The sequence below is a fragment of the Flavobacteriaceae bacterium HL-DH10 genome (assembly GCA_031826515.1).
In the GTDB taxonomy this organism is placed as follows: Bacteria; Bacteroidota; Bacteroidia; order Flavobacteriales; family Flavobacteriaceae; genus Thalassobellus; species Thalassobellus suaedae.
The window spans coordinates 2,587,959-2,607,641 of record CP134536.1 but is presented as its reverse complement, the minus strand read 5'-3'; the positions used below and the strand labels follow the sequence as shown (position 1 = coordinate 2,607,641).

11 protein-coding genes are annotated in these 19,683 nt (G+C 34.1%); all 11 read right to left on the bottom strand.

The features are described from left to right. On the bottom strand, window positions 1-3,291 hold the full coding sequence (locus tag RHP49_11120; GenBank protein ID WNH11454.1) for a glycoside hydrolase family 2 TIM barrel-domain containing protein: 3,291 nt from the start codon (window positions 3,289-3,291) through the stop codon (window positions 1-3). After that, entirely contained in the window at window positions 3,278-4,402 is a 1,125-nt protein-coding gene (locus RHP49_11115) for a glycosylase (GenBank protein ID WNH11453.1), read from the bottom strand. Before RHP49_11115 ends, RHP49_11120 begins: the two co-directional genes overlap by 14 nt. A 174-nt stretch (window positions 4,403-4,576) precedes the next feature. Beyond that, the gene (locus tag RHP49_11110; GenBank protein WNH11452.1) at window positions 4,577-6,208 is read right to left on the bottom strand and encodes a hypothetical protein; all 1,632 of its coding nucleotides are present in this window, start codon (window positions 6,206-6,208) and stop codon (window positions 4,577-4,579) included. 6 nt (window positions 6,209-6,214) lie between these two features. Next, window positions 6,215-8,344 carry an alpha-rhamnosidase gene (locus tag RHP49_11105; protein ID WNH11451.1) on the bottom strand — a complete coding sequence of 710 codons (2,130 nt, stop codon included), beginning with the start codon at window positions 8,342-8,344 and terminating at the stop codon, window positions 6,215-6,217. A 34-nt stretch (window positions 8,345-8,378) separates the two neighbouring features. Continuing rightward, window positions 8,379-9,725: an MFS transporter gene (locus tag RHP49_11100; protein ID WNH11450.1), complete on the bottom strand. Its 1,347-nt coding sequence runs from the start codon at window positions 9,723-9,725 to the stop codon at window positions 8,379-8,381. Between the two features lie 222 nt (window positions 9,726-9,947). Further along, window positions 9,948-10,820 (bottom strand): hypothetical protein, encoded by an 873-nt coding sequence (locus RHP49_11095; protein ID WNH11449.1) that lies wholly within the window; start codon window positions 10,818-10,820, stop codon window positions 9,948-9,950. A 47-nt stretch (window positions 10,821-10,867) separates the two neighbouring features. Then, window positions 10,868-12,457 carry a sodium:solute symporter gene (locus RHP49_11090; GenBank protein WNH11448.1) on the bottom strand — a complete coding sequence of 530 codons (1,590 nt, stop codon included), beginning with the start codon at window positions 12,455-12,457 and terminating at the stop codon, window positions 10,868-10,870. 93 nt (window positions 12,458-12,550) lie between these two features. Next, window positions 12,551-13,306 (bottom strand): phytanoyl-CoA dioxygenase family protein, encoded by a 756-nt coding sequence (locus RHP49_11085; GenBank protein WNH11447.1) that lies wholly within the window; start codon window positions 13,304-13,306, stop codon window positions 12,551-12,553. Between the two features lie 38 nt (window positions 13,307-13,344). After that, window positions 13,345-15,612, bottom strand: a complete 2,268-nt coding sequence (locus RHP49_11080) for an alpha-xylosidase (protein WNH11446.1) — start codon at window positions 15,610-15,612, stop codon at window positions 13,345-13,347. A 119-nt stretch (window positions 15,613-15,731) separates the two neighbouring features. Continuing rightward, entirely contained in the window at window positions 15,732-18,095 is a 2,364-nt protein-coding gene (locus RHP49_11075; GenBank protein WNH11445.1) for a right-handed parallel beta-helix repeat-containing protein, read from the bottom strand. A gap of 408 nt (window positions 18,096-18,503) precedes the next feature. Continuing rightward, complete coding sequence (locus tag RHP49_11070) at window positions 18,504-19,568, bottom strand: Gfo/Idh/MocA family oxidoreductase (protein ID WNH11444.1); 1,065 nt, start codon at window positions 19,566-19,568, stop codon at window positions 18,504-18,506. Window positions 19,569-19,683 lie beyond the last annotated feature (115 nt).

The following is a 19,683-nucleotide window of genomic DNA, read 5'->3' as shown; positions in this document are numbered from 1 at the left end:
CTAGTATTGGAATTTTTTAAGATTTTTTTCTAAACTCGCTTTCGCGGAACGAAACGGAAGGATATAAAAACTGTATTCGTAATTTTTTGAGGGAATTTGATATTTTTCTAATGGCGCACTTACGGGTGACCAACTGTCGTTACCCCCAACACCCATTTGTTTTAAATCAATATTGACTGTTAAATAGCCTGGATTTACTAAATCGTAAGTATGTTTTGCTTCGTTTAAATTTTCTTGTGTATATGGCCAAACAGACATGCTTAAAAGCTGTTCATGATTAACTACCAAAAGACCTTCATTCTTATTTTGTTCTGTAAATGCCATCCATCTCACCTCCGTTCTGTTGCCGTTTTCTTGTGGCATTACGTAAGGTTCTGTAAATTTTTCTAGAGGAAGCGAGTAACGTTCAACAGGAAATCCGTGATTACGATCGATGTAGTTTTCTAACTCGCCTTTTCCATACCAAGAAATTTGTTTGAATTCATTTTTAATGCCCATTTGCATGCCAACTTTTGGAATATTAGGTAGTGCTTCCGAAGCTTTTAATTGATACTCTACTTTAATAAGACCGTCAGGTTTTATAATATAAGTAACTGAAACGCTTGCGCTGTCTTTAATAACTTCGTAGTTAGAAACGACTAGCACATTATTTTCTAATTTCTCTGTATTCACAGAAGTTAATTTTGGTTTATTTTCATACCAAGCTTTCAATACTTTATGAGGCTTCCAACCTTTGCGATCGTTATCGGTTAACGGACGCGTAAAGTTTGGTAATAAAGGTGCGAATACTTGCTCTTCACCTTTAAAGACATACGAACTTAATGCACCATTTTCTTTACTAAATTTTAATTTAAAATCTTCACCAAAAACTTCAATAATGTCATCATTTTCAGAAACTGAGGCAACTATTTTATAATCAGTAAACAAATTTGGATTGTGTCTCTTTTTTGAAACTAAAAATTGATCTTGAGCAACTACAAACCCTTTCTTAGCCCAAGGCTTATCTTGAGAAAGCTGAAATTGAATACCAACAAGAACATTCGAATTTGTTTTAAATTTTGGCAGATAATTATCCAAGTCTAAAGCCATTGTTTCTCCTGCCTTTAAATCCAAAGGTTTTAAATTTATTTCTTTAAAAGCCTTACCATTTAATGTCATTTTTAAAACAGGAATAAAATCGATTAACGATTTTGTGGCTTGTCTGTTTTTAATAGTCAGTAGGTTTCCTTGCAAACTGCAAGTTACAGGTTGATATACCCATTTATTTTCATACATGGCTGCTTTTGGTCTTCCATCTGAAGCAACAATACCATTTATACAGAAATTTCCATCGTGTAGTTTTTCTCCAAAATCACCTCCATAAGCATAAAATTCTTCTCCTGTTTTTTCATTAACTTTTAATAAACCCTGATCTTTAAAATCCCAAATACACCCACCAATTATTCTAGGCAATCTTCTAAATTCGTCCCAAAGTTCTTTTAAATTCCCTGTAGAATTCCCCATGGAATGTGAATATTCCACAAACAAAATCGGTCGTGTATCGGCTTTATTATCCACCAAAAATTGTGGTGTATAAACGCCTGGATAAAAACGGCTAACCATATCTACATACGGCTCATCTTTTGGGTTTTCAAAGCGATGAGAGTGGTCTCCAGTAGATGGATATCTTTCATCGCGGTTATCGATATAACCATCTAATCTTGGGTCGCCCTGAGCTGGTTCATAATGAATGGGTCTCGTGATATCAAAATCGTGAGCCCAAGCCGCCATAACTGCATGGTTTGGGCCTTTACCTGCTTCGTTCCCTAAACTCCACATAATAATACTTGGGTGGTTTTTATCGCGTTCCACCATTCGGCTCATGCGTTCCACATAGGCATGCGTCCATTTAGAATCATTACTTAATTTACCACCGATTCCATGAGTTTCTAAATTGGCTTCATCCATAACCATAATGCCATATTGATTGCATAATTGGTAGAAATACGGATCGTTTGGATAATGACTGGTACGAATGGTATTAAAATTGAATTTTTTGATGGTTTTTACATCATCTTCAATATCTTTTCTAGTTAATGCTTTTCCTCTAACCGGATGATGATCATGACGATTAACTCCATAGATATAAGTTTCTTTTCCATTGATTAATAATTTACCATTATCTTTTGAAAACTCGATAGAACGGAAACCAACCTTACAAGATTTTACTTCGGAAATATTGCCGTTTTCGTCTTTTAAAGTTAGTACCAACGTGTACAAATTCGGTTCTTCTGAACTCCATTTTAATGGATTTTTAATCATTTTTTCAAAAAATCCAAAACGCACATTATCTAATCGCGGATAGCTTTCGTTAATAATACTCTTAGCCAAAGTATCAATCGGTTTTTCGAATAAGGCTTCATTTTTAGCATTGTATAATTGAAATTCAAACGATGCATTTCTTATCGTATCTCCTGTTAGATTTTCTAATTTTGGTCGCAACTGAAACATCGCATCTTCATAATTTTTATCCAACTTAGCCTGATAAAAGAAATCTTGAATTCGCAATTTTGGTTCAGCCATGATGAATACTTCACGTTGAATACCACTCATGCGCCAGTGATCTTGATCTTCTAAATAAACACCATCGCTATAACGCATCACTTGAACAGACAATACATTGTCTCCTTCTTTTAAATATGGCGAAATATTAAATTCTGATGGCAAACAACTGTCTTCTCCATAACCTAAAAAAGTTCCATTTAACCACACTTGAAACGCTGAACTAACACCTCCAAAATGAAGTGTCACCGTCATATCTTTTTTCCATTCGTTAGGTACTTTAAACTTATGCTGATACGATCCTATTCCATTAGTATCTTTCGGTACAAATGGAGGATTAATTGGTCTGAAAGGATATACAGCACTTTTGTAAATAGGGATATCATAGCCTTTTAATTCCCAGTTCGAAGGCACTTCAATTTTATCCCAGTTTTCAACTTCGTTTTTATAAAAATCTTTAGGTGCTTCATCAAGATTTACCGAGTATTTAAAATGCCAATCCCCATTTAATAATAAAAATCGGCTTTTTTCACGATTGCCTTCCAGCGCATCTTCTACTGTTTTATATGAATATGCAGTTGCTCTTGCAGCTTGGCGGTTTATGCTTGTTACCAAAGGATCTTCCCAAGGTGCATAACTGTACTTTTTAGGCGACTCTGGAATTCCAGCAGGCTCACCCGTTACTGTCTGGGCACTTGTTAAGCATGCGATACTTAAGGCAATACATAATATGATGTTATTTTTGATCATCTTCTAGTTTTACAAAATGTAGATCACTTTTCCCGATATCTTTAGATGTTGCTAATGCAATTCCACGTTGTCCTGCTTTATTTACGGCGCAGTAATAATGATATACAACGCCATCATGTTTTACTACGAAAGATTTGTGCGCAAATAAATCGTCGTAATCTTCCGAAGACTTTATTAAATCTTCGCCTTCCCAATCTTTCCAATGCATTAAATCGTTAGAAACCGCAAATCGGTTAAAGGCACCTTGATCCCAACCCGTCCAAAATGCTCCAAAATAAAACATCACCCAAGTATCATTAATACGCTGAATAAACGCATCCCCTGAAATACCTTTATGATGGTTAATTAACGGTGCATCTCCATAACGTTTCCAATCTTTCATATCGTTGGAAACTGCCATGGCAATACGTTCTGCGCCTTTGGCAGGATTGATACTATCACCACGAGCATTATAGTACATTATAAACTCATGACCTGTTTCTTTCTGAATATCTCTAATCACCGAACTTTTATACATCGTGCTATTATCCCACCATTTTGCTGTTGAATCTGTAGGCTTTAAAACTGGATTTGGTAATCTTTTAAATTCGTGTGGCGTGGTTGGTGACTTATCTGTGTAAGCCATTCCCATAGATAAAATTCCCGCTTCGTAACCTGTGGTATTTCCACCAAAATAACTCATCCAGTATTTATCATCGTATGTTTTCCATTCATAAGAACCACCCCAAGTTGGATCTTGTAAGGCAATATATCCTGCTTTTTGATTTACGTCCCACTCGGTAGTATCTTTTGAAAACGACATTACTTTTCCTAAGTGTTTCCAGTTTAATAAATCATTACTTTCTGCTAGCCAAGTTTCGTAACCGCGACCTTCAAAAATTAAATACGTCATAAACCATTTTCCATCTTTTTTAAAGATACTCGGACAATCCATTTTATATGAATTATCGGTAGGAACCATGATTAACCCATATTTGTATGGTGTTTTTATTTCATTATAAATCTCTTCCATCACCTCTTTGGTAATGTCTCGCTTCTTATATTTCGCTTGACCACAACCTATAAACACAACTAAAATTATAGTGATGATAGAATAATTTAATATTTTCATTTTAAATGTTTTATGATTGCTATTTTAAATATATCTATTCTTTTTTTGTACATGACAAAAATTGAAAAGTGTCACATTGAGCGCAGTCGAAATGCTATTAGAACAATATTTCCAATGTCTTCGACTGCGCTCAGACTGACATCTAAATCTATCTTTTTATGTACTAACTATTCTTTATAACTTCTGAACGCATTCAGCAAGTACATCTCTATTCAATTTAACTTTTACTATGCCCATAGGATGAAATCTTTTTTCCAAATCTATTGCTGCATAAACGATGGTATACACATCATTACCTTCAGGAATTAAACATAATGGTGTTCGCATGATATCCCACCATTTATCAACCTTGGTTTCAATAGGCCAATAACGTGCTTCAGACCAATTTAAGCCGTCTTTAGACAAAGAATACGCCATCATATTTGGTAAATGATGTCCCCAACCATCTGGTCCTCCATCAAAAATAGCGATATATGTACCATCAGGTAACTGACTCACAATCGGGTTTTCAACAAAAAAAGGATGCATGGATTTTATTGGATTAATTGACGCATCTAAACGCTTCCATGGCCCTTCTAAACTATTAGATTCTGCCAAAGCCACAAACCAACCTTTTCCTGTTTTCTTTGGGTAATCGTCCCATGTTTTAAACGGATATGCTCCACTATAAAATCCTAGCCATTTATCCTCACCAACGTTATATGGAAAAAAAGAAGCAACACCTTGACGTCCTTCCCAAGGTTCCGAATTTAATCCTGGTTCAATAATAATGCCAACATCTTTATATGGACCACCAATACCTTCTATACCATCTACTACAGATTCGCAGCGCCAAATACGACCAAAAGAATGGTTTGGATCTATGGTTTTACTAACGGTGTAAGCCAAATAATAACCGTACCATTTGTTTGCTTTTTTATTAAAAACGGGCATATATGACCAAATAGCGGCTCTACGGTCATTCATAGGATTATCATCTTCGGTAACCGCATAAGTCCCACTGGCTTGATATATGGTTGACTCTCGTTTCCAGTGAATGGCATCTTTACTTGTCCAATGTCCAATTCGAGTCTTAACCCGATCGTAATACGCTTCCACCCCAACTTCTCCAGCGCGCTCTGTTGGAAACATATGATAGGTATCACCCACTTTTACACAACGACCGCCTTCAAAACCACCTTGAATCCCTTCTGTTCCTGGCATACCTTCATCAACTACTGGTGTATTTTGTCCGCCAATAATGTCAAATAACGGTTTCTCATCTGAAAAACCTTCAACAATAAACGTCGGATTCCAAAGGTTTCCATCTGGAAATTCGGCATTCCTGAAATTTAATGTTTCATTTCCTTTTACTACTCCTAAAATGGTAAACAAACCTGAGATATTTATACTATGCGTCCCTCTTGAATATGGAATGGCATAAACATTCACTGGCGACAAACCTGTTATAGTAAGTCCGTTTTCTAGAACAAGTTTCGCATTTATTAAATCTTTAATATTTGAATCTTGTTCTTTAAAAACACCAATAAGTATTTTTACAGACTCTTTAAATTTTAATTTAAGTGACTCAGTATTTTCAAGAGGAAATTTAATACCAGTCAACCCTTCCAATTCTGGCGCTAATCGTACAATATTATGTTTACTTCCTTTAAACACATGTGCATATTGTGTTGTCTTGAACGTCTCGTAATTACCTTCAACAATCTTAAATGACCCTGCTTTCCAACTCTGATTTGAATTTTGAGCTACTCCTAACAAGCATCCTAGAGTGCATAATAAAATAAATATATATCTTGTTTTTATCATCTGAGTTTATAATGCTTTATATGTAATTTGATAGGCCACATTAGGTTGAATTTTTAACTGATATGTATCTTTACCTAATGCTGTAATAATTCCTGAATCTGTTAATGGCTTGGTTTTACTAGCAATAATTAATATCCCTTCGCCTTCTGAAGCCTTTACTTTAATTTCTTTAGTACTGCAATACAAATCCACAACACCATTTGGCGTTGGCACTTTACCTTCCATCCATTTTAAACCACCTAAATTTGGTTTAATTTCATAAGTTTTATATCCTGCAGAACTTGGTTGAACCCCTAAATAATATTTTCCAAATAAATAAATTGGGCTTGCACCCCAAGCATGACAAAGGCTTTTTCCATAAGGTCTACCATACATTTCTAGGTGCTCTTCTCCTTTATCATTAGGATTATATAATTCCCAAAATGAAGTTGCTCCAAGTTCTAACATGCCTCCCCAATAATCACGAATTTCATTTAAAACAAATTCTTGTTCACCCAAAGCGCATAAAGACTCTAATTCGAAAAAACGCATATAGGGTGTCGTGATTTTCTGAATATCATCATTTAATAACACCTTATTTTTTACACTTTGTTTTTGGGCTTCATCAAAATAATTAAAAAAGATCCCGAACATATTGGCGTATCTAGTAACAATATCTTGTACCGATCCATCTATACGTTGGTGCTTCATAACACCCTCTTCTTTATCCCAAAATGCATCAAACAATTTAGTTTTTAAATCGTTAGCTAATTTTTGATATTGTTCATGATCTTCAAGTTCTCCAGCAATTTCTGCACTAACTGCCACAGCCTCTAAACTTCTTACCAATAACATTTGCTCAAAACTAACCTCTCCGGTTTTTGCTAATCCATCTGCCCAATCGATAAAAACCCAATCACCCTCTAATGGCTCTAAAAATCCATTTTGATTTCTTCTACCTAAGCAATATTCCATGAGTGTTTTCATTCTAGGATAAAAAGTCTCGATAAATTTTGTATCACCAGTGTATAAATAATAATCATAAATCCCCACAAACCAATAAAGTGAATAATCCATTATGGTATTGACGTGGGCTGTTACTGGTTCTTTGCCACGAAGGGCTAATAATGTGCGTTCTACAGATGGTGAATCAAAGAATAAATAATAATTCATTAAATAACTTTGATAGGCATCTCCAGACCAAATCCAACGGTCGCGTTTAATACCATCGATAAAAAATTCGCGTGACGTTAGGTGCATAGTATATGCAGACACATCCCAAATGTCATTCAATAATTCATCAGAAGATTTAAATGCACCACGATATTCTAATGGTAAATATTCATAAAGCATCGATATAGAATCATATTCTACGGATGCATCAGCTTGTACTTGAACAAACCGAAATGCTTTAGATTGATCATGTGTATACACTTCTGGTTGTTTACCATCAAAAGAAAGATAATCTAATGTTTCACATTTTGCAGAATCTAATGCTTCTTCACGAGATTCTCCATAATACAATGCTAACTTTCCTTTCCCTTTTAAACCATGAATACGGATATAACCAAACGTTTCTTTACCAAAATCGATCAACTCGCCATTAGCTATTTTTTCTGTTTTTTTCGCATTCCAAGGTTCGGTTGCGAGTCTAAATTCAGAAGGCTTATCTTTTGGCGAATTAAAATTCCAAGAACCAACAGGTACCCAAGGCGTTCCAGATTGTTGGGCCTTACCAGTCTCATCAATCCAAAGTTTATCCTCGTTGGTAACCATCCAATTGGCATTAGATTTAACATATTTGCCTTCAATATAAATAGCTGGTAGTACTTCTTGATTATATACTTTAAAGGATATTTTGTGCTTTCCAGCTGGAATTGTAATTGATTTAGGCAGCCCATATATTTGAACACCATCTACAAGTAGTTGAAACGTACCCTCTGAGTAAATTTTCACTTCATCTTGTTCTGGAATATCAACTTCTGTTTGAAAGGTAACCAAAGGATCAGGACTGTAATATTTCCAAAGCGGAGGAAATACAGCTTCACGTTCTGTACGTCTTACTTGCATTTTATTGCTCAACCAAACTTCGAAATCACCTGGATACCAAATCCAAGTTGAAGCAGTTGAGGTATTCGGTAAAAAAGTTTTACCCATCTGTTTAGTTTTTTATGATAATATAGATTCCGTATTAAATATTGTCTCCGTATCTTTCTTTTGTTATTTCTTGCAATGTTTTACCACGAGTTTTTGGTGTCCAAATAGTCCCTATTATTAACGCGACAAGGAGCAATCCTACCATAATGTATGCCGCCGTGTTAAATCCTTCCCCGTTTTCACCATAAATATGAACAAATGCCAATCCCCATATTGCAGCTATAGCTCTTACAACAAAGAACATAACCCCTTGTGCTCCCGCGCGATATTTGGCAGGAAAGAGTTCCGAAGCCCAAAGCGCATAAAATGCTTGTACACTTATACCTGCGTGAATACCCCAAAGAATGGTGAAAGTCCATAATGCAGCATAATTTTTTATTCCTATAAAAATGAGGATACACCATGCCACTATGCCTATCAACGTGCCGACAAAATACAATAGGCGCTGATTTACCTTATCGACTATCATGGCAAAACCAAAATAAGTTACCGCAATAATCACGATCCATTGTACAGCCGATACCATGTTAGCTTGCCCGTTAGAAAGACCGCCTGCGTTTTCATAAATATGCTGTTGAAAGAAACCCATAACGGAAGCCACCATATTCCAGGAAACGTAAATACCCGCAAGAAAAAGCATGGTACGAATATTTACCTTATTGGTAAAAAGTAAACCAAACGACGCAAAAACACTCGGTTGTTTATCTTTGCCTTGAGCTTGCTGAGCATCTTCCCAATCTTTCGATTCATTGAGTTTTCGTTGCAGAGTCCATGCAATAAACGCTACAATAAACAACGAACCGAAAATAAGACGGCTACTGAATACATTGACTGCTTCAAGGCTTGCATCATTACCTATAAAAAATGTTGCTATTTTTTCCACATAGCTGAATAGAACACCGGCTGCAGCATCAGCTTTACCCGGAGCAAGTAACATTCCCAAAAGTAAAATGATAGTCGGACCAACGCCCCATGCAAACTGAGAAATTCCCATATTGCGTCCGCGATTATTCACTTCTGAATTTTCAGAAATATAAGTCCACGAGGCAGGAACACCCGCTCCTACAGAGATTCCCGTAATCAGAAATCCAATCAACAGCATTTGGAAATTGACTGTAAACATGATTATTGCAATCCCCAACATATACACAAGCATATTGTAGGTGTAAATCGTTTTTCGTCCGTATTTGTCAGCAAGAAAACCACCAATAATCGCGCCGATAGCTGCACCGAAACAGTTGGCACTAATGGCATTAAGCCAGCCAAGATTCCCTTCGGTAAGTCCAAGGTAATTTTGCCAAAGCGTCAATCCGCTTGCGCCAGCTACAATTGCTCCCGCATCAAGATAATTGGTAAGCGATACAGCGATCGTACTTTTCAAGCTTCCTTTTTTTGTTCCATTTTTATTTATTTAAAATTTTATAATGCGTTTTAACCTCCGACTAGTTTAATATTGAAGCTAATAATTTATTATGCATAATAATGGTTTATATTTTTAGTAAATATGTGAATAATTTTCGCCACCTCCATCCTGCACTTTCCTGTAAAAGACAAATAAAAGAAAATAAAAGAAAACAAAAGAAACTTATATGTCTAAATTCTACTAAGAATAAAATTCATTGCTAGCAGCCTCCCAACATTCCTGAACTATTTCTTTATACAATAATGCTTGCTGCCAACGATCGCCTTCTTCTTGCTCACCACTATCAGTTGGAATTGTTCTAGCATAAAAAATATCAGCTTTCAAAAGTTCCACAGTAAAACAAATATAATCTCCGGGTTTAGCTGTTTTTAAAAATCCTAAAAACGAACGCTTCCACATCTCTTTAAAATGCATTACATATTCAAGGTTTTTGTCATCTGTCACATTTACCTGAATGCATCCTGGATTTCCAATTCTACCATGCATAAAACTAACACGATTAAAAACGGGTTGAATAAAATCCCATTTATTTTCAATTCCGCCATAAACCATCTCCTGTCCTGTGTACCAATGTGAAAAATCACCATTGAAACGAATTTCTGGAAACCGTTTTGTTAATTCAACCGTTCTGAATAAATCCTGAGTAATGGTAGCGCGATGTGTTTCAATATAAATTGGAAAATTATTTTTTGCCGAAATTTCTAAAACATAACTTACTAAAGCATCCATTTCAGTATCAGACTCCATACCCCAACCTAAATGAATAGTAGCACAGTTATAATTTTCTGCTTTCCATTTTGGTAATAAATCGTCCAAATCACCAACTTCATTAACCCTAGCATGAGCGGTTAATTGTAAATTAAATTCTTTACATAGCTCTGGGTTTCCGTCTTGAATACCCTGAAAACCTGCTTGGGCAATAGCTTCATGCTTTTCTCTATCGGTTCCTTTTGGACCTACTGAAAAGTCAGGTAGCTCATCACAAGTATTATAATTTATATCAATACGCAATGATGGCAAATTATTACTACCATCGTTTGTGTTTTTTATCATAATAAAATTTTTCTTTCTTTATTCTAATTTATTATAAACTCAAATATCTAATGTCCATTAAAAAATAGGTATAATCCAATCATTGTAACAATAAGCGCTGCCCAAAGCAACTTTACTTTTGGTGACAGTTTTGCTTTCGTATAATTTAATGTACTTTGATACGTATTGCTTTGCTTATCTAAATTTGAAATAACTACAATCATAATGGATAAAAACACAAATATGTAAAAAGATAAGAGTAAAAAATGTGGCCATATTTTAACTGCTGAATTGGGATCGTTAGGAAAAACCCATAAGTATAAAACCCCAATTGTTAAACTAAGTAAAGTCCCAAAAATTAAAATACTATTGGCAGCCTTTGTAGTTGTTTTTTTCCATAAAACACCAAACAAAAATACAACCGACATTGGAGGTGCAATAAAGCCTAATACTGACTGAAAAACATCGAACAAATTAAGACCTTTAATACTATCTATTGCCATGGTAATGAATATAGACAATATCGCACCCGAAACGGTAACCATATGCCCTACTTTAACAATTTTTTTCTGATTTGCATCGGGCTGAAATTTTTTAACAAAAATATCCATCGTAAAAACGGTACTTAATGCATTTAAAGCGGAATCTATCGTACTCACCAATGCTGCAATTAATACCGCCATCACCAAACCTTTCATACCTGTTGGAAATAACTCTGTTACCATGGTCATGTATGCTTCATCTGGATTACTTAAATCAGGAAACAAAATAAAACACATGATACCTGGTAAAATAAATAAGGGAACATCTATTATTTTTAGCCATCCTGTAAAATTAGCTCCTAACTGACCTTGTTTTACACTTTTTGCTCCCAACACAGATTGCACCATGGATTGATCGGTACACCAAAACCAAACCCCCATAATTGGATAGCCTAATAATATGGCTGTCCAAGGATAACTAGCATCATCTGATGGCATAAAAAGATTCCAATAATTTGATGGTGTTTTTTCAATAACAGCACTTATTCCTCCAACTTTTTCTAAACCAACCCACATTAAAGAAAATGATACTATTATTAATAACACCATTTGTATTACATTGGTATAAGCTATAGTTTTAAGTCCGCCTGCCATTGTAAAAAAACCTGCAATAAGTAATAATATAATTACTGAAGCCCACATAGGTAAATTTAAAATCTGCTGAATTAAAATACCTCCTGCAAACAATGTTAAAGACAACCAACTTAATAAAACCGTAACAATGGTATACCATGCTAAAATATTTTGAGTTGAATTCCCGAAGCGCTTACCCATAAATTCTGGTAAGGTTTGCACTTTAGCACCTAAATATCTTGGTGCAAAAACAACGGCTAATAAAAATATAAATATAAAGGCATACCAAGAAAAATTACCAGCCACGATACCTGTTGTATATCCTATACTTGCAGATGCTATTAACATCGAAGGCCCTACATTGGTTCCCCACATATTAAACCCAATGCTCGTCCAATTTAAAGAATTACCTGCTAAAAAATAGTTTTCATCCGCTGGTCTTTTAGACCGAAAACTTATCCATGCACCAATGCCTATCAATACTAAGAGATATATGCCTACAACTGCAAAATCAAGAACATCTAATTGGTCGTATATATTCATTTTTATAGTTTAAAATGTCAATTTAAATAACAAGTCTTTTTGGTTAGTTGGTTTTTATTTTTTTTTTAAGAATAAAAACTATTATTCATTAAATTAAACTGTATATGCGCTAATATTTTCTCCTTCTTTAATAAAGGGCTCTGCCCAATATAATGGTTCTCCAGTACTTTTTAAAATAGGTTCTGCTGAATATTGAATTAACAACACGCGTCTTGATTTGTTTGTAGTATTTGAACCGCTTCGATGAAAACAAGTACTTGAAAATAAAGCAACATCTCCAGCTTTTAGAACTGCTGGTACTCCTGGGTTATCTCCAAAATATCCAATTTTATCGTTGGTACCTTCTTGAAGCACGTGTTCTATTCTATTTTTTACACCAGCATCTTTATAAGGCAATAAGTAAACTGTTCCGTTTTCTTCGGTAACATCATCTAACGGACACCAAATTGACAAGTATGGTTTATGATCAAAATCTAAATAACCAGAATCTTGATGCCATGAAAAGGTCATACCTTTATCGGCAGCCTTTACCACATATTGCTCTAGAAACAAAAACACATCTTCGCCTAATATTTTACGGGTAATTTGTTCCATTTCTTTTCCAAAAATAAGATCCTGCATAGTCTTACTATCTTTATAACGCAAAGCGATAAAATAACGTTTCCCTTTATGATTAATCTCATCAACCTCAACACCTTTTCTATCCATTTCATCATCCTTTTCTTTAATAAAACGCTGACATTCACCTCTTAATCGTTCTATAAGTTCTTGTGAAATAACATTTTTTAAAATGCAAAAACCGTCCTCTTGAAACTGATTTAGTTGTTCATTAGTTATAACTGTACTCATTTTTATAATTTTTTAATGTTTTAGTTTGGTTTAAATTCTTATTTTATAAAATCTAAATGCTTCCAAATTCCCTGAAAGCTTTTATCAATTTTAATGGTTATTTTTTTATTCATATCCATATCATCTGTACAATTTACAGCTTCAGGATATATTGGTATTTGTGCATTTTCTTTTACCCATACTGGCATATCTTCCATAGGAGTTTCAAAAGACTTGAGCCAACGCTCACCTTCAAAATGCTCTCCTGTAAAAAAGTTAATCCAATTTCCTTCTGGTAAATATACATCTCTTTTATTTTCAGAATTCATCATAGGTGCTACTAAAAATTCATCACCAAAATAATATTGATCATCTAAATGCCAACACATTTTATCCGTTTGATGATGCATTAATAAAGCTCTTAAAACGGGAAAACCTGTTGATGTTGTTTTCTCACCTTGCTCTATAATATAAGGAAGTAACGCATAGCGCAATTTCCACCATTTCCTGATGGTTGAGGCTATTTTCGGATAATAATAAGGTTCTCTTTTTGATGTACCATGGTAACGAATATGAGAAGTGAATACACCAAATTGTGTCCAACGCACATACAAATCGTCTGGAATTACCGAATTCATAAAATTAGGTACACCATGAAAACCAGGCACATCATGACTCCAAAAACCAAAACCAGATAAACCTAAGTGAAGTCCTCCTTTTAATGAACCTGCCATTCCGTCCCAGGAGGCTGCAGCATCGCCACCCCAATGAATAGGGTAACGTTGGCAACCTGCCCAACCTGCTCTAGCCCAAACTAAACCATCTCCAGTTACCTCTTTTGTGACTTCAAAAGCTGCTTTTTGATACAATAATGCGTATAAATTATTAAGAAACTCTGGCGCCATATTATAATAATCTGCATCTAAATGAATTTCTTCTCCAAAATCAGTTTTAATACAAGCAACTCCCATATTAAGAAGTTTTCTCAATAAATCTTTATACCATTCAACAGCTTTTGGGTTTGTAAAATCTATAGTTCCTGCATAATCCAGCGTACTAAAATTTGAGCCTCCTTGAATTATTTCACCGTTTAAAGCACCAATATAATTTTCGTTTTTTGCTTCCTCATACTGTTCTGCTTGGTCAGATATATATGGCATTTGCCACAAACTTACTCTATACCCATTCTTTTTTAAATTTGAAACGAATCTTTCAGGGTCTGGAAAACGCTCTGAATTGAATTTCCATTCGCATAACCAATCGGTTTTAAACCAACCTGTATCTAAATGAATGACATCGCATGGAAAATCTTCATTTCTCAGTCTATCACAGATTTCATTCACTTCTTCTTCAGAAAAATAAGTCATTCTACTCATCCAAACACCATAACTCCATAATGGTGGTGTTGTAGGGAATCCTGTTAATTTTTTATATTGATAGATGATTTTTTCTGGCGTATCTTCTCCTATTAAAAAAACATCTAAAACAGGTTCTTCAACTAATAATTGAACCGATCGTGTTGAAAAATCGGCCATAGAAAATTTACAATATGATGATGTATGCAAAAACATACCATACAATTCGCTTGATAAATAAAAAGGAATATTCTTATAGGTTCTTTTATTATTTACACCTTGCCCATCCTGATTTTTGAGTTGAAACGTGTGTCCTGACAAGTCCATTTTAGAAAATCGTTCTCCTGTACCCACAAATTTTTCATCTGCTTTTGCATGAAACGAAATTGATACTTTATTTGGTTTCCCATTTTGCTCTATAAAAGACAAGCACATGGCATCCATTCTATTTGGAAAAAATTGGTCGTACGCACTAACTACAATCTCCTTTTTACCATCTGGATAAAAAGTAGCTTCCATAGATTCTTCTGGTTCTGGCAATAAATCGCTCCAATGATCAATTTCCGGATCAGACAAATTAAAAACGGCACGTTTTATTCCTTCTTCATCTCTTATAGTCCAATGTTCTTCAGATTTTACGAAAGTTAATTTAGTTTCTTTTAGGTCTGAAGCTATGTCTAACATATGCGATGTTTCCATAACTTCTTTTTCAAAACCTATACTTACCCTTAATATTTTATTGCCAAAAGCACGTAAAAAAACGTGATAGCTTTTTCGTTTGATCGCAATATCGGGTGCTATTTCATTTGACAATAATTGACATTGAAATGGTACTGTTAATAACACACCCAAACCACTTTGATTAATATCGGTTGGTTTACAGGCTTTCCAAAGTCTAGAAACACCTTCTTCTGAAGACAAATTTGTATCAAAATCCAGAAAGTCAAAAAACTGATGATTGGTTAATTTCATTAATTAGTTCGTTTTGTAATAAAAATAATTTTGGCTAATTATTATCCGTTTTTGTATAAGAAATTCTGATTTTAACTTTAGATTCTTTTCTCATTCAAAAGTTTTTATTTATTGTTTTTTTATTCGTTTGTTTTCTTTAAAAACACCCAAGTTTCGTTCTTTTTTGCACCTTTAATACCCGTCTGGTATTTTTTCATTAATGCATTCCAATCGTATACACGAGGATTATTTTCTGTTGTTTTAGGGTTTAATTTATCTAAACTTTCTCCTTTTGGAATACTTATTATTAACATTAACTGTCTTCCATTTTTAAACACTTGTAATTGCTGAAAATCGGCATTACAAAATCCTTGAGCCACTTCTGGCCATTCTTCAAATTGTGTTTTGTGGTAATCTAAATATTCTTGTTGAAGCTTTTCGTCTTTAACTAAATTGGCCGTTAATACAATATGTTCCCATTCTGACTCTGGCTTTGATTCTTCACATCTCTCTATTTTTTTAAAATCATAAATTGGGTTTTCATAAATTTTAATTTTTAGAGATGGAAATGCTAAAGACAGCTTTCTTTTTACTCGTTCTGGTTGATTAAGTTTTCCGTAAATCACTAAATGATTTTTCCATTGATACACTTGTTGACCAACGATTCTAAATCCTTTTATTGTTGACCTTATTTTAGAAATATCAAAATCAGATCCTATTAATTCAATAGCAACAGGCTCTGGCAATTTTTGCATGCCCCATAACTCATCTATAACGACTTCATCTTTAAGCACATTTTTATATGGATCTCTAATCCCTGCCTTTTTCTTTATTGTTTCGCTTACATATGGATTGTTATTTTCCCAAATATTACCCGCAGGACCATTATTATTCTTTAATATCTTTTCGGTTGGAATCCAGTTATTCTTTATGGTAAAATAAGACGAACCTTCATCTGTATATAGATACAACCATAAAAATGGATCATGAGCATAGGGACTGTGATATACTTTATCAATATAGTTTTCTTCTATTCTACTATCTGGCTGAGCAGAAAGCGTGTAAACACCTGATACATCATGCAAATGTTTAGCATAATGATGAATTTTATTAGCTATAATTTTATTGTTACGCATAACGCTTTCAGTAGCATTCCAACCCCAACCTAAACTAATACCTGAATATGAAATATCTGAAATTTCATTATGAGCAATTGTAATATTTTTAACAAATCCAGCAGCTATTCCTATTGTTCCCCAATCTTCATTAGTTACATTCGTTATCAAGTTATCTGTAATAACTTCATCAGAACAGACTACCCGTTCATCTTTAGGATTATAAGGTAAATGCGCTTCAAAACCTTCCTCAGAAAACACCCCCACATTAATAGCGCTTCCTCCAATATCTTTAAACAAATTACCTTTTACTGTGTTATGATTTGTCCCTTTATTTAAATCTAATCCTGTAGATGACAAATGTTTAAAAGCACAGGCTTCAAATTGTAAATTATTAGCATAATTAACTTCTACAGCGGCTCTAGGTCTACCAACCCAAGCTTGATTTTCTAAAGTGGTTTGATTTGGTGTTCCTGGAGTTTCTAGTTTGTAAGCATCTAACAAATACATGCCTGCTTGCAATGGCACATGACCCTGCTGCGAAGGTCTCAACCAGTTACTATATTCAAAAGAAATACCTTTAAATGATATATGATGAACAGGAAAATCTACAGTACCTTTTACCTCAACCAGGTTTTCTAAAACAGGCACTGTTACTTTTACAGCATCTATTGTTTCTCCTTCTCTTGGATAGTAATAGATTTTTGCGTTTTGTTTATCTAAATACCATTCTCCAGGTTCATTTAACATGGACATCCCATTGTTTAAATAAAAAGCTGAGTTTCCATTATTCTTTGAAATCCAAGGAGCAGGCCAAGGATGCTCACTTTGAATTCGACTTTCTGGTTGCTCAAAATAAACTTTAGCACTATCCTGATGCACTTCAATATCTTTTACACGAAGATTAGCAATAGCCCACCATTGTATGATAAACATTTCGACACCAGGTTCAAATTTAATAGACTTATCTTTATAAGGAATCCAACAAGTTTCTGATGCTTTATCCCAAGATAAAATCCTTTCCATCTTAGTTCCAGAAGTACTTTTTGCTCTTACAGCCTTTTTACCATTAACCCACAACTGCCTGTAATTAATTAGGTCACCAGCTTTTTTAGGTGCATCAGCAACCCAAACTTCGCCAGGTTTTAACCCATTTATTGAAACTTCAGATTTTTTCCACCCATTTATTTCTAATCCGCCACTTAAAATAGGTTTTGCACCATATTGAGCTTCAATAATTGTTGGACTCTCTTCTGTTCCTGAATCTTCAGATCTAATAAACACAGGTTCATTAAGAAAATAAGTACCATCCATTAAAATAATACGAATTCCATCTTTTATTAACGGGTCGTTTAAACGACGCATATTTCGTGCTTTCCTTAAAGCCATATTTAGGGTTGCTAACGGACTTTCTTTAGTTCCAACATTAGAATCGTTTCCGTTTTTGGCAACCCAAATTTCGCTTGCTCCACACGAAAAAACGACCAGTATTAAAAGAAAAAAATTGAGATGTGGCGTTTAATAACTAGGTTCATTTAATTGATTTTTAATATTTAACAACTTTATATTCAACTATATTTATACTTTAATTTACTAAAGTAATCGATTGCTCTTTTAAAAAAAAGAAAGCAATACAATTTAAAGTCATTAATATTTTGCAGCTAATATTAATATTTCAACAATAAAACAATGTTATTTTTAAACGATGGTCAATTTTATAAATACACTATCAATGACTAGAAGACAGGGAATTTACCTGTTATAACTTTACATAAAACAAATAATATATTTGACTTTTTAAATACCAAACTCAGACTTTACATCAGCAATTTTAACTGGCATTCCTGTTTCTAAAGACCTATCCATAGCTTGTAATAAAGCCACTGTTCCTATACCTTCTTCCATATTAGGACAGGCCGTAAAACCTTGTTCAATACTATCAACAAAATATTCTAAATAATTTTGATATTCACCCGCATGGTGTGTTTGTCCTTCAAAGCGGTAATAATATTTAAGTTTATCATCTCCCCAATGAATAATTTTTTCTTCGCCATCTTTAGATGTAACAGAATAACGCAACTCATGATAATCGGCTTGATTTGCACCAAGTGTTCCTCTTAATATACAACTCAAAGTGCTATCTCTTTTTGTAGGTTGTGTGGGTGAAGAATACACACCACTTACTCTCGCAATCCTACCATCTGTAGCTTTAAAAACAAAGTGCATAACATCTTCATTTTTTAAACCTGCAACTTCTCCATTATCACTTATCATTCCATAACCCATAACTTCCTCTATGTCTGGCAAATACCATCTTATAAAATCTACTGGATGACTCAAACCGCCATACAACCATTTAAAAGATTGCAATAAAGACCACTCTTTGGTTAAAAACCAACGGTGATCTGCATGATAATGTGCTTCAATAGTAATTAAGTCACCAATAAGCCCCTCTTCAAAATCATTTCGTTGACGTTTCATAGGTTCAGAAAACCTAGAACTCTGACCAATAAATACTTTTTTACCTGATTGCTTACTCAATTGCAATAATTCTTTTGCTTGAGATAAATCATCAATAAACGGCTTTGTACAAACTACATGTTTACCATGCATTAAAGCTTGTTTTACATGTTCTGCATGCAAATGATCTGGTGTATATATTGCTATAATATCTATAGTTGTATCATTTAACAAATCTTCATAATTTGTTGTGTAATATGGGAAATCAAATTCTTTTACCCTTTGCTTACAAAGCGCTTCGTTAGTATCACAAATTTTTACCAACTCTAATTTAGTACTTTGTAAAACTGCCGACATAGTACTACGACCTTCTCCCAGTCCTAGAATAGAAATTTTCAACATTTAATATTTTATTTATTCAACTTTATAAAAAAATTAAAACTTTAGAAAATCTAAATAAAAAGGTTTAGTGCCTTTTTCTGCTATTAAACAGATTGTCTTACATTATTAATTTATA

Excerpts from the sequence above, each read along its gene's own strand:
- RHP49_11120 (WNH11454.1), bottom strand. The coding sequence starts at position 3,291 with ATGATCAAAAATAACATCATATTATGTATTGCCTTAAGTATCGCATGC.
- RHP49_11115 (WNH11453.1), bottom strand. The coding sequence starts at position 4,402 with ATGAAAATATTAAATTATTCTATCATCACTATAATTTTAGTTGTGTTT.
- RHP49_11110 (WNH11452.1), bottom strand. The coding sequence starts at position 6,208 with ATGATAAAAACAAGATATATATTTATTTTATTATGCACTCTAGGATGC.
- RHP49_11105 (WNH11451.1), bottom strand. The coding sequence starts at position 8,344 with ATGGGTAAAACTTTTTTACCGAATACCTCAACTGCTTCAACTTGGATT.
- RHP49_11095 (WNH11449.1), bottom strand. The coding sequence starts at position 10,820 with ATGATAAAAAACACAAACGATGGTAGTAATAATTTGCCATCATTGCGT.
- RHP49_11090 (WNH11448.1), bottom strand. The coding sequence starts at position 12,457 with ATGAATATATACGACCAATTAGATGTTCTTGATTTTGCAGTTGTAGGC.
- RHP49_11085 (WNH11447.1), bottom strand. The coding sequence starts at position 13,306 with ATGAGTACAGTTATAACTAATGAACAACTAAATCAGTTTCAAGAGGAC.
- RHP49_11080 (WNH11446.1), bottom strand. The coding sequence starts at position 15,612 with ATGAAATTAACCAATCATCAGTTTTTTGACTTTCTGGATTTTGATACA.
- RHP49_11075 (WNH11445.1), bottom strand. The coding sequence starts at position 18,095 with ATGGCTTTAAGGAAAGCACGAAATATGCGTCGTTTAAACGACCCGTTA.
- RHP49_11070 (WNH11444.1), bottom strand. The coding sequence starts at position 19,568 with ATGTTGAAAATTTCTATTCTAGGACTGGGAGAAGGTCGTAGTACTATG.